This window comes from Mesorhizobium sp., from assembly GCF_041661565.1.
Lineage (GTDB): Bacteria > Pseudomonadota > Alphaproteobacteria > Rhizobiales > Rhizobiaceae > Mesorhizobium.
On sequence record NZ_JBAZUD010000153.1, the window covers coordinates 1 to 11,330 of the forward strand.

Sequence of the window (11,330 nt, forward strand, 5' to 3'; positions counted from 1 at the left end):
TCGGCGATGCGGCGCGGCAGATGGATGCGATCGCCGTGCGCGATCAGCAGCGGACCGCTCTCGTCGTTCGAGACGGTGACGGTGCCACGCTTCGAAGGCTCATGCACGATGCGATGCGGCACGCCGCGCAGCGGGATCTTGATGCCGGGCCGCACCTGCGGCCGGTTCGGCACCTTGGCCAGCCGCTGCTCCAGCCATTCCTGATGGCGGTCGAGGAATTTCTCCACTTCGCCCCGGCGCAGGCCGGGCGGAACGGTGATGCGCAGGCCACGGCCGCCGGAATCGATGCGCAGCGTCAATCGCCTGGCGCGATCGTTCTCGACGATCTTGAGCGGCAAGGAACGGCCGGCAACCACGTGCTCGCGCTCTTCGACAGGCGCGGGCTTGGGCTTTGTCGGGGTGCGGAAGAAGCCGAAGGACATTGGCGCAGCATTACGCGATTCGGGGAAACGAGGAGAACAAAAAAGAAACGGCGCCGCTTTCGCGACGCCGCCATTTGCGCGGTGACCGGTCGCCAACCTCAGTCGTCGAGCAGGCCCGAGCCCTTTGTGGACTTGGTCTCCGTCGTCGTCGGCGCCGACGATTTGTTGCGGTTGGCCATGAAGCGGTCGAACTCGTCCTGGTCCTTGGCGCGGCGCAATTCGCGGGCGTAGTCGTCGAACTGGGTCAGCATCTCGTCGAGCTTGCGGCGCTCTTCGTTCAGGCGCTCCAGTTCTTTCTCCCGCCAGTCGTCGAAAGCGACATTGCCGGTGCGGGGGGAACCATTGCCCCAGCGCGCGGCCTTGTCGGAACCGCGGCGGCAGCCGGCGAAGATGCCGTCGGTCGCGCGGTTGACGTCACGCTTGAAACCCTCAAGCCGATCGCCCCAGATGATGTAGGCGAGCATGGCGAAGCCGAGCGGCCAGAACACCATGAAGCCAATCACCATCAACGCGATGGTTGCCGGCGTCCAGGCCGGACGGATCAATGCGGATGTGTTCATTTCTCCCATTCCTTCGGTTGGAGACAGCCAGATCGGCTGCGTGGAATCGAAATGGGATGGCAAAAACGGCGATTCAAGACAATGTCGGCCAAAACCGGACAAGCCTCTGAAATGATTATCGCTTTTCGAATCTGTCGAGGAAAAGCACGAGCAGTCCTCCAACCAGGCCCCAGAACGCGGCGCCGACGCCGAACAATGTCAGCCCGGAGGCGGTGACGACAAAGGTGACGGTGGCGGCCATGCGCTCCCCCTCCTCTTTCAGCGCAATCGACAGCGCGTTGGCGAGCGACGCCATCAGCGCCAGGCCGGCGACCAGCACGATCAGGCTGCCAGGCAGGACAGCGAAGATCGCCACCAGCGAGGCGCCGAAAATCGCGAAGACGAGATAGGCAATCGCGTAGAACGGCCCGGTCTTCCAGCGCTCGGCCGGGTCTGGATGGACATCCGGCCCTGTGCAGATCGCCGCGGAGATCGCCGCCAGATTGGTGGTCGAGCCGCCGAACGGCGCAGACAGTAACGAAAACAGGCCGGTGATGCCGATCAGCGGGCCGGGCTCCGGATGGTAGCCGGCGGCACGCAGAACGGCGAGGCCCGACAGGTTCTGCGAGGCCATGGTGACAAGATAGAGCGGCAACGCGAGGCCGATGATCGCCTTGGCGGTGAACTGAGGCGCAATCAGCGTCAGCGTCGACAGCTCCGGTGTCGGCAGTCCGCCGACGCGGCCGGTCAGGAAGGCGGCGAGCCCGCCGCCGATCAGCACCGCCAGCACCGACAGAGCCGGGTTGAACAGGCGAATGATGAAAAAGGCCGCGATCAACGGCAGGATCATCCAGGGATCGACCGGGATAGTCTTCACGGCATTGATGGCGAAAGTGACGACGATGCCGGCCAGCATGCCCGAGGCGACGGAGGGCGGGATCCTGGAAATCAGCTGCGTCAATGGCCGGAACAGGCCGGTGACGATCAAGAGAATGGCGGTGACGATGAAGGCGCTGACTGCCTCGGCCATGGAAAAGCCGCTCGATGCCGCGATCAGGGCCACGCCGGGTGTCGACCAGGCGGTGATGACCGGCATCTTCGTGCGCCAGGACAGCCACAGGCTCTCGATCGCCATCGCCAGGCAGATCGCCGTTACCCAGCTCGCCGTCTCGATCTGTGTGGCGCCCACCGCCTTTGCGGCGGCGATGACGATGGCCAGCGTGCCGCCGAAGCCGACGATTGCGGCCACGAAGGCGGAGATCGGGATGGAAAGGCGCATCAGCTTCCCCTTTGCGCCATGGCGGCGACGGCCCGCACCAGCATGTCGAGATCCTGTGGTCGCGACAGGCGATGGTCGCCATCGGGAATGAGCGACAGCGTCACGTCGTCGGCCGGCAACAGGCTGACCAGCTTCAACGCGTGGCTTGCCGGCACGTCCGCGTCGGCCAGCCCCTGCAGGATATGCACTGGACAATGCGTGTCGATCGGGCCCGTCATCACCCGGTTGTCACGGCCATCCTCAATAAGCGCCCTTGTGTAGATATAAGGCTCGGCGGAGTAGTCGGACGGCTCCTCGAAGAAGCCCTTTTGGGCAAGGTCGCGCTTGCGCGCCTCGGTCAGGCCGGGTTCGACGAGTTCGCTGGTGAAGTCCGGCGCCGGCGCCAGCAGCACCAGGCCGACGACGCTGGCGTCGCCTGCCTTGCGCAACTCCTGCACCATTCGCAATGCGATCCAGGCGCCCATCGAGGAGCCGACCAGGACCTGCTTGCCGGTGGCGAAATGCCGGAATACGGCAAGACTTTGCGACAGCCATTTCGAAATCGTCCCGTCGGCAAAGGCGCCGCCGGATTCGCCGTGGCCGGAATAGTCATGGCGCAGGAAGGCGCGGCCTTCCTGCTCCGCCCAGTCCGACAGCGTCTGGGCCTTCGTGCCCAGCATGTCCGATTTGTAGCCGCCCAGCCAGACGATACCCGGCGCGGCGCCGGTCCCGTGTCGCACCGCGATTCTCGATCCATCGACATCCAGGAAGACAGGGGGCGTGGCGGTCATCGCTTTTTCCTAGCGCCTGTGCGTTGGCGCAGCGGTCTTTTGGCACAGCCGAAGCCGAGGCGGAAAGTGCTCGCGACGCTTCTTTGTTTGGTGCAGGCCCGCGATCAGGGTGATTTCCTGTCAATGCTGTGCTATTGACTCCGCCCGCGCGCTCACCACATTGGCGCGTCCACGCATCGATACAGACAAACCCTGAACGAAACGGCCAAGGAGACCACGACCATTCGCAGACCTTTCAAAGCAGCGGCGCCGACCAAGGACGGGCCGCGCTCAAACCGTGATATCCGGGTGCCCCGGGTCCAGCTTATCGACGCCGAAGGCCAGAACCGCGGTGATGTTTCCATCAACGACGCATTGCTGCTCGCTGAAGAAGCTGGGCTCGATCTCGTCGAGATATCGCCCAATGCGGTGCCCCCCGTCGTCAAGATTCTCGATCTCGGCAAGTTGAAATACGCCAACCAGAAGAAGGCAGCCGAGGCGCGCAAGAACCAGAAGGTCATCGAGATCAAGGAGATCAAGATGCGCCCGAACATCGACAGCCATGACTACGAGACCAAGATGAAGGCGGTCCGCCGCTTCTTCGAGGAAGGCGACAAGGTCAAGCTGACACTGCGTTTCCGTGGTCGCGAGATGGCGCATATGGAACTCGGCATGCAGCTTCTGAACAAGGTACGCGAGGAAGTAGCGACAATCGCCAAGGTCGAAGCGGAACCGAAGCTCGAGGGCCGCCAGATGATGATGGTGCTGTCACCGCGCTGAAGCCGGATGGTTCAGGGCGAATCGGCCTGAAACCCGTTCCGTCGCTGGCTCACGGAAAGAGGACATGGCGGCATGCATGCCCTTGATCACGATGGCGTCAGGCTTGGTCGTCGCGCTTAAATCCGCCTGAATCACGTCCCAAGGCGTCCCGGCGATCAGCGGGACGCCTGCTTCTTGTCCAGACGCCGCGATCGCCGGCAAAAGCTTTTCGACGATCGGATTCCGGCATGGTCAATGAAGTCAAGGTTTCGGGCGTCAAGGACGTCAAGCACGGGCTGGGCAACTACCAGGAGATGCGTCGGTTGGTGCTTGCGGTGCTGGTGGTGGTGCTGTTTCTCGCGCTGCTGTTTGGCCAGTCGACCTTCCCCCCTGATACGCCGGTACATGAATCGATCGAGATGTTCGGCGTGCTGCTGATCTTCCTCGGCATCGTCGGCCGTCTCTGGGCGACGCTCTATATCGGTGGGCGCAAATCGTCGGAAGTGGTCACGGGCGGCCCTTACTCGATCACCCGCAATCCGCTCTATGTCTTCTCGACCGTGGCCGCGGCTGGCGTTGGCGCCCAGATCGGCTCCTTCTCGGGCATCATCCTGTTCGCGCTGCTTTGCGCCGGCGCCTTCCACATCGTCATTCTGCGCGAGGAGAAATTCCTCAGGGAAGCGCTCGGAGCGCCCTACCAGGCCTATCTGGACAAGGTGCCGCGCTTCTTCCCGAACCTGTCGCTCTACCAGGAAGGCGAAACCGGCAGCTTCAAGCCGCGCCTGCTGCTCACCACACTGCTCGACGGGCTGGTGTTCCTGATCGCGCTGCCGGCCTTCGAACTGATCGATGGCGCGCAGCAGTCGGGCATGCTGCCCATCTGGTTCAAGCTGCCCTGATCGGGGACTAGGCGTAGCGTTCCCATATTGCCGCCAATGCGCGGCGCGGTGGGTGTTGCGCAGGGGCTGTGTTTGACGTATAGCACCGCCGTTCAAGAAAACCGCCCGGCAGGGCATGCCGTGGCGGTTTCATTTGCTTTTCGGGCTTTGGTCGGCCCGAAGCGAACAAGACAAGAGGCGTGGAGTGCCGGAGGCACGACAGGGACCTCATAGAAACGGAGTAGCAAAATGCCCAAGATGAAGACCAAATCGGCCGCCAAGAAGCGGTTCAAGATCACAGGTACGGGTAAAGTCCTGTCGGCTGCGGCCGGCAAGCGTCACGGCATGATCAAGCGTTCCAACAAGTTCATTCGAAATGCCCGCGGCACGATGGTTCTGGCTGAACCGGATGGCAAGAAGGTCATCAAGAATTTTCTGCCGAACGGCCTCTAAGGCATTCGGTCTGGACACGCATTAGTTTTACGCAATTCCGAACGGAAAACCGCAAGATACTTTTCCCGGAATTGCTTTTAAGGAGATCATGACATGGCACGCGTAAAGAGAGGCGTCACCTCGCACGCCAAGCACAAGAAGGTCCTGAAAGCCGCCAAGGGCTTCTACGGCCGTCGCAAGAACACCATCCGCATCGCCAAGCAGGCGGTGGAAAAGTCGATGCAGTATGCGTATCGCGACCGCAAGAACCGCAAGCGCTCGTTCCGCGCCTTGTGGATCCAGCGCATCAACGCCGCGACGCACGAGCATGGCCTGACCTATGGCCGCTTCATCGACGGCCTCAACAAGTCGGGCATCGAAATCGATCGCAAGATCCTGTCGGACATGGCCATCCACGAGCCGCAGGCTTTCGCAGCCCTGGTCGCCAAGGCCAAGGTCGCGCTCGAATATCTGAAGAACACCACCCCGAACGCTTTTGAAAGCGCTGTCGCCTAAGACCAGCGCTTCCCAAGCATTCGCAATTCTGATTTGGGGAACCCGCGCTGGCACGGCTGGCGCGGGTTTTTCTTATGCCTGATGCAATCAAAATGGTGACGACCAACCGGAATGGTGTCGGCCGCCCGATCGAGAGAGTTTCGCCGTGAACGCTAACGCTGGAAATCTTGAAGCCCTGGAAGCCGCCCTGCTCGCAGATATCGCCTCGGCCGCCGACGAGGCGTCGATCGAGGCCGTGCGCGTCGCCGCCCTTGGCAAGAAGGGCTCGATCTCCGAAATGCTGAAGACGCTGGGCGCGATGAGCGCCGAGGAGCGCCAGGTCAAGGGTCCGGCCATCAACGGGCTCAAGAACCGCGTCACCGAGGCGCTGACGGCCCGCAAGGCCGAGTTGAGGGACGTGGCGATCACCGCCCGCCTCGCCGCCGAAAAGGTCGACGTGACCTTGCCGGTGCGGCAGTCGCCGGCCGAGCGCGGCCGCATCCATCCGATCAGCCAGGTGATCGACGAGATCGCGGCGATCTTCGGCGACCTCGGCTTCGCCATCGCCGAGGGGCCGGATATCGAAAGCGACCACTACAATTTCACCGCGCTGAATTTCCCCGAGGGCCATCCGGCGCGCGAGATGCACGACACCTTCTTCTTCCAGCCCGACGAGAAAGGCGAGCGCAAGCTTTTGCGCACCCACACCTCGCCGGTGCAGATCCGCACCATGGAGAAGCAGAAGCCGCCAATCCGCATCGTCATTCCGGGCAAGACCTATCGCCAGGATTCCGACGCCACCCACTCGCCCATGTTCCACCAGGTCGAGGGGCTGGTGATCGACAAGACAGCCAACGTCGCCAACATGAAGTGGGTGCTGGAAGAGTTCTGCAAGGCCTTCTTCGAGGTGCCGTCTGTCAAGATGCGCTTCCGGCCGTCCTTCTTCCCGTTCACCGAGCCAAGCCTCGAAGTCGACATCCAGTGCGACCGCTCGCGGCCGGGCGAGGTGCGCTTCGGCGAAGGCTCCGACTGGATGGAGATCCTCGGTTGCGGCATGGTGCATCCGAACGTGCTGCGCCATGGCGGGCTCGACCCGGACGAATATCAGGGCTTTGCCTGGGGCATGGGCATCGACCGCATTGCCATGCTGAAATACGGCATGCCGGACCTGCGCGCCTTCTTCGACGCCGATGTCCGCTGGCTGTCGCATTACGGCTTCCGGCCGCTCGACATGCCGACGCTGTTCGGCGGCTTGAGCCCATGACGGCGCCCCATACCGGTGGCTGCCGCTGCGGCGCCGTGCGGTTCGAAGCTTCAGTCGAACCGCACCATGTCAGCTATTGCCATTGCGGCGATTGCCGGCGGGCGACCGGCGCGCCGGTCTCCGCCTTTGTCGGCTTCGCGGTCGACCAGGTGGCGTTCACCGGCAAGGCGCTGAAGATGTTCGAGAACGGGCCGGTGACGCGCTCCTTCTGCGGCGTCTGCGGCTCGCCGATCGCCTATGTCGATGAGCGGCTGGAGGACGACATCTATTTCATGCTCGGCGCCATGGACGCGCCGGCCGATTTCGAGCCGACACTGCATGCCTATGTCAGCGAGCAACTGCCTTACCTGCATATGTCGGACGATTTGCCGAGACTTCTGAAAACAAGCGTCAAAAGACCAGACGGAACACAGTCATGAAATTCACCCTCTCCTGGCTCAAGGATCATCTCGAGACCGACGCCCCGCTCAGCGAGATCGTCGAGCGGCTGACGTCGATCGGCCTCGAAGTCGAGCATGTCGACGACAAGTCGAGCCTGAAGCCCTTCGTCATCGCCAAGGTGCTGACGGCGGTGCAGCACCCTGATGCCGACCGGCTGCGCGTGCTGACCGTCGATACGGGCAACGGCAAGCCTCCCGTGCAGGTCGTCTGCGGCGCGCCCAATGCTCGTGCCGGCCTCATCGGAGCCTTCGCGGCGCCCGGCGCCTACGTGCCCGGCATCGACGTGACACTGACGGTCGGCAAGATCAGGGGCGTCGAAAGCCATGGCATGATGTGCTCCGAGCGCGAGCTGCAGCTGTCCGACGAGCATAACGGCATCATCGACCTCCCCGAGGATGCGCCGGTCGGCACCAGCTTCGCCGCCTATGCGCATCTCGACGATCCGCTGATCGAGATCAATCTGACACCCAACCGCCCGGACGCCACCAGCGTCCACGGCATTGCCAGGGATCTGGCGGCGAGCGGCCTTGGCACGCTCAAAAGCGATCCGATCGAAGAGATACCTGGCAAGGGCGAGACGCCGGTCAAGGTGACCATCGAGGCGCCGGAGCTTTGCCCCGGCTTCGCCTTGCGGCTGGTGCGCGGCGTCAAGAACGGTCCGTCGCCGAAATGGCTGCAGCAACGGCTGATCGCGATCGGGCTTCGGCCGATCAGCGCGCTGGTCGACATCACCAACTACGTCACCTTCGATCGTGGCCGGCCGCTGCATGTGTTCGACGCCAAGAAAGTTGCCGGCAATCTCGTCGTGCGCCGTGCGCGCGACGGCGAGACGGTGCTGGCGCTCGATGGCCGCGAATACACGCTGACCCCGGACATGTGCGTCATAGCAGATGACAACGGCGTCGAATCGGTCGCCGGCATCATGGGCGGCGAGCATTCCGGCTGCGACGAGAATACATCGGACGTGCTGATCGAATCGGCGCTTTGGGACCCGATCACCACCGCCCGCACAGGCCGCACGCTCGGCATCATCACCGATGCGCGCTACCGCTTCGAGCGCGGCGTCGATCCCGAATTCATGGTGCCGGGCATCGAATTGGCGACAAGGCTGGTGCTCGATCTCTGCGGCGGTACGCCGGCGGAGACCGAGGTGGCCGGCTATGCCGGCTATACCCCCAACATCGTGTCCTTCCCGCTGGCGGAGGTAAAGCGACTGACCGGGATCGAGGTCTCGGCGGCGACAAGCCTCGATATCCTGTCTCGCCTTGGCTTCAAGCCTGAAGGTTCCGGCGATGTCGTCAAGGTGGCAGTGCCGTCCTGGCGGCCGGATATAGACGGCAAGGCAGACCTGGTCGAGGAGGTGATGCGCATCCACGGTGTCGACAACATCGCCTCGCAGCCACTTGGTGCGCACGACGCTGTCAACGGCAAGATCCTGACCACGCTGCAGATCCGTACCCGCACCGCCAAGCGCGCCCTTGCCGTGCGCGGCATGATGGAGGCCGTTACCTGGTCGTTCATCCCGGCCAGGCACGCCGAACTGTTCGGCGGCGGCCAGACCGCGCTGAAGCTCGCCAACCCGATCGCTGCCGACATGTCCGACATGCGGCCGTCGCTGCTGCCGGGGTTGATCGCCGCTGCACAGCGCAATGCCGACAGGGGCATTGGCGACGTGGCGCTGTTCGAAGTGTCGGGCACCTATGAAGGCGACGGCGCCGACCAGCAGCGCCGTGTTGCCGCCGGCGTGCGTCGTGGCACCGCCAAGCTCGACGGCTCCGGCCGCAACTGGGCCGGCAATTCGGGCCCGGTCGGCGTTTTCGACGCCAAGGCCGATGCCATCGCGGCGCTCGAAGCCTGCGGTGCGCCGGTCGACCGGCTGCAGATCGAGGCGGGCGGTCCGGCCTGGTACCATCCCGGGCGCTCGGGCACGATCAAGCTCGGCCCGAAGACCGTGCTCGGCACCTTCGGCGAATTCCACCCTAAGACGCTGGAAGGGCTGGATGTCTCCGGTCCGCTCTGCGGCTTCGAAGTGTTCGTCGATGCCGTGCCGGAGCCGAAGGCCAAGCCGACGAAGACCAAGCCGAAGCTGGAACTGTCCGCCTTCCAGGCGGTGAAGCGCGATTTCGCCTTCGTCGTCGACAGGACGGTCGAGGCCGGCACATTGGTGCGCGCCGCACTGGCCGCCGACAAGAAGCTGATCACAGGCGTTTCGGTGTTCGATATTTTCGAAGGCGCATCGCTGGGAGCGGACAAAAAATCGATCGCCGTCGAAGTGTCGATCCAGCCGGTTGAGAGGACCCTGACCGACGAGGATTTCGAGGCGCTGGCCAGGCGCATCGTCGACAATGTCGGCAAGCAGACGGGTGGCGTCCTGCGCGGGTAACTAGCGAGCAGATAGCGAATGGCCTCCCCAAAGGGGGGAATGGCCGACACGCGATTGCTGGCCGGAGTTGCAATGGCAGGAAATGTCGGCGCGAGGCACCCCCCTCTTGCCTGCCGGCCATCTCCCCCGCAAGGAGGGAGATTGGCAGCTTCGCCGGCGGCACCCTGTTTGCAACATTGCTAATTGGCGAAAGCTGCGACGACATCCGATCTCCACCCTTGCGGGGGAGATGGCCGGCAGGCCAGAGGGGGGTGCTTCGCGCAAAGGTATGCTCGAGGACGGGCGCGTCCGCCCTTCGATGGCTTCTTCGTCCAGCCGCCGCCGGATGCGACGGCGCTGCGCGCTTTCGTGATTTCTTCAAGGTGAGTGGCGCCTTCACTCCTCCCGCTAAGGAAGGACGCTGGAAGAAAACCGACGCCACGCTCGTTCACACCCCATGCAGGTATCAATTGCCAACACCCCAACCCGTTATGGCTGGGGTGCGATCCTTCTCCACTGGCTGATCGCACTGATCTTTCTCGGCCAGTTCGGCCTCGGCTTCGTCATGGTGAGGACAGAAAGCCAGCGCACCGCCTTCGAGCTGATCCAGCTCCACAAATCCTTCGGCTTTCTGCTGCTTGGCCTGATCATCCTGCGGATCGCCTGGCGTCTCGGCAATCCAGCACAGGCCTTGCCGCGATCGGTCGGCCGGTTTGAGCGCCGCACCGCGCCGCTCGCGCACCTTGCGCTTTATGCGTTTCAAATCGCCCTGCCTTTGTCCGGCTGGGCTCTGGTGTCAGTCTCGACGCTGGAGATCCCCAGCCTGCCATTCAACGTCTTCATCATGCCGAACCTGCCACTCGCCGAATCGGATGCCGCCGAAAGCTTCTGGGCGGCGGCGCATTGGTATCTCGCCTATGCCGGCATGGCGCTGGTCGCGCTCCACATCGCGGCGGCATTGCGTCATCACTTCCAACTCAGGGATACAGTGCTCACGCGCATGATCACGCCTTCGTCAGACCGCGATGTGGAATAGATAGGCCGGTTCGGCCGTTCATGGATCGAGGGCGCAGGACTTGCGCCGCCTCAAGAAGGAACATCCCATGTTTGCGCGCATCCTCGGATTTGCGGCCGTCGCCGCTTGCCTTGCCATGCCTGTTTCAGCGGCCGTAGCGCTTGGCGATGCCGCCGGCAGCTATTCGATCAGCCCCGCCACATCCAGCATCCGCTTCTCCATCGGCAAGGTCGGCGGTGGCGGCCTCAATGGTGCCTTCGCCCGCTTCAAGGGCTCGATCCGCATCGACAATGGCGATGTCGGGCGCTCCGAGGTCAATTTTACCATTTTTCCCGAAAGCGTCGGCACCGGCCAGGGCCGCATCGATGCCTTCCTGCGCTCAGACGCAGTGTTTGATGCTGCCAACAGCCCCGAAATCCAGTTCCGCTCGACCAGCGTGACGCGCACCGGCGACACCACGGCCCTGGTCAACGGCCGGCTGACGGCACGCGGCAAGACGTTTCCGGAAAAGTTCACCGCCGAACTCGGCGGCCTCAAGGGCGGCACGATCAAATTCCATGTCACGGGCAGGGTGCTCAGGTCCCGCTACGGCATGGATGTCGGCACGCCGATCTATTCCAACATCGTCGATTTCGACATGACGCTGACGGGGAAGCGGGGCTAGCGCGGCCTGGTTTCCTCGCCCCCGCAACGCG

The 11,330-nt window shown here is 63.5% G+C and carries 13 protein-coding genes; 9 read left to right on the top strand and 4 right to left on the bottom strand.

Annotated elements, in window-relative coordinates:
* From WC739_RS21490 to WC739_RS21505, 4 genes are all read right to left on the bottom strand, one after another.
* The coding region (locus WC739_RS21490) for a YgjP-like metallopeptidase domain-containing protein (protein WP_372955014.1) at positions 1-422 on the bottom strand (422 nt) is incomplete at its 3' end.
* Positions 423-520: 98 nt separating this feature from the next.
* The gene (locus WC739_RS21495) at positions 521-982 is read right to left on the bottom strand and encodes a DUF2852 domain-containing protein (RefSeq protein ID WP_372955015.1); all 462 of its coding nucleotides are present in this window, start codon (positions 980-982) and stop codon (positions 521-523) included.
* Between the two features lie 115 nt (positions 983-1,097).
* Positions 1,098-2,240, bottom strand: a complete 1,143-nt coding sequence (locus WC739_RS21500; protein ID WP_372955016.1) for a benzoate/H(+) symporter BenE family transporter — start codon at positions 2,238-2,240, stop codon at positions 1,098-1,100.
* Positions 2,240-3,010 carry an alpha/beta hydrolase gene (locus tag WC739_RS21505; protein ID WP_372955017.1) on the bottom strand — a complete coding sequence of 257 codons (771 nt, stop codon included), beginning with the start codon at positions 3,008-3,010 and terminating at the stop codon, positions 2,240-2,242. Before WC739_RS21505 ends, WC739_RS21500 begins: the two co-directional genes overlap by 1 nt.
* Before the next feature lie 222 nt (positions 3,011-3,232).
* Between WC739_RS21505 and infC the strand changes: the two genes are divergently transcribed.
* The 9 genes from infC (at position 3,233) to WC739_RS21550 (ending at position 11,299) form a co-directional block, all read left to right on the top strand.
* Positions 3,233-3,769, top strand: a complete 537-nt coding sequence (infC, locus tag WC739_RS21510) for a translation initiation factor IF-3 (RefSeq protein WP_013528312.1) — start codon at positions 3,233-3,235, stop codon at positions 3,767-3,769.
* A 227-nt stretch (positions 3,770-3,996) separates the two neighbouring features.
* Positions 3,997-4,647: an isoprenylcysteine carboxylmethyltransferase family protein gene (locus WC739_RS21515; RefSeq protein WP_372955018.1), complete on the top strand. Its 651-nt coding sequence runs from the start codon at positions 3,997-3,999 to the stop codon at positions 4,645-4,647.
* A 228-nt stretch (positions 4,648-4,875) separates the two neighbouring features.
* Complete coding sequence (rpmI, locus tag WC739_RS21520) at positions 4,876-5,079, top strand: 50S ribosomal protein L35 (RefSeq protein WP_006201248.1); 204 nt, start codon at positions 4,876-4,878, stop codon at positions 5,077-5,079.
* A 93-nt stretch (positions 5,080-5,172) separates the two neighbouring features.
* Positions 5,173-5,574 carry a 50S ribosomal protein L20 gene (rplT, locus tag WC739_RS21525; protein ID WP_023672281.1) on the top strand — a complete coding sequence of 134 codons (402 nt, stop codon included), beginning with the start codon at positions 5,173-5,175 and terminating at the stop codon, positions 5,572-5,574.
* 145 nt (positions 5,575-5,719) lie between these two features.
* A complete protein-coding gene (pheS, locus tag WC739_RS21530) occupies positions 5,720-6,817 on the top strand; it encodes a phenylalanine--tRNA ligase subunit alpha (RefSeq protein WP_372955019.1) in 1,098 nt (365 codons plus the stop codon).
* The gene (locus WC739_RS21535) at positions 6,814-7,236 is read left to right on the top strand and encodes a GFA family protein (protein WP_372955020.1); all 423 of its coding nucleotides are present in this window, start codon (positions 6,814-6,816) and stop codon (positions 7,234-7,236) included. Before pheS ends, WC739_RS21535 begins: the two co-directional genes overlap by 4 nt.
* The gene (gene pheT / locus WC739_RS21540; protein ID WP_372955021.1) at positions 7,233-9,641 is read left to right on the top strand and encodes a phenylalanine--tRNA ligase subunit beta; all 2,409 of its coding nucleotides are present in this window, start codon (positions 7,233-7,235) and stop codon (positions 9,639-9,641) included. The genes WC739_RS21535 and pheT overlap by 4 nt, the downstream gene beginning before the upstream one ends.
* Before the next feature lie 436 nt (positions 9,642-10,077).
* On the top strand, positions 10,078-10,656 hold the full coding sequence (locus WC739_RS21545; protein WP_372955022.1) for a cytochrome b: 579 nt from the start codon (positions 10,078-10,080) through the stop codon (positions 10,654-10,656).
* Positions 10,657-10,723: 67 nt separating this feature from the next.
* Entirely contained in the window at positions 10,724-11,299 is a 576-nt protein-coding gene (locus WC739_RS21550; protein ID WP_372955023.1) for a YceI family protein, read from the top strand.
* Positions 11,300-11,330 lie beyond the last annotated feature (31 nt).

Coding starts and splice junctions, on each gene's coding strand:
- pheT (WP_372955021.1), top strand. CDS start 7,233: ATGAAATTCACCCTCTCCTGGCTCAAGGATCATCTCGAGACCGACGCC.
- rpmI (WP_006201248.1), top strand. CDS start 4,876: ATGCCCAAGATGAAGACCAAATCGGCCGCCAAGAAGCGGTTCAAGATC.
- WC739_RS21535 (WP_372955020.1), top strand. CDS start 6,814: ATGACGGCGCCCCATACCGGTGGCTGCCGCTGCGGCGCCGTGCGGTTC.
- WC739_RS21495 (WP_372955015.1), bottom strand. CDS start 982: ATGAACACATCCGCATTGATCCGTCCGGCCTGGACGCCGGCAACCATC.
- WC739_RS21545 (WP_372955022.1), top strand. CDS start 10,078: ATGCAGGTATCAATTGCCAACACCCCAACCCGTTATGGCTGGGGTGCG.
- WC739_RS21500 (WP_372955016.1), bottom strand. CDS start 2,240: ATGCGCCTTTCCATCCCGATCTCCGCCTTCGTGGCCGCAATCGTCGGC.
- WC739_RS21515 (WP_372955018.1), top strand. CDS start 3,997: ATGGTCAATGAAGTCAAGGTTTCGGGCGTCAAGGACGTCAAGCACGGG.
- rplT (WP_023672281.1), top strand. CDS start 5,173: ATGGCACGCGTAAAGAGAGGCGTCACCTCGCACGCCAAGCACAAGAAG.
- WC739_RS21505 (WP_372955017.1), bottom strand. CDS start 3,010: ATGACCGCCACGCCCCCTGTCTTCCTGGATGTCGATGGATCGAGAATC.
- WC739_RS21550 (WP_372955023.1), top strand. CDS start 10,724: ATGTTTGCGCGCATCCTCGGATTTGCGGCCGTCGCCGCTTGCCTTGCC.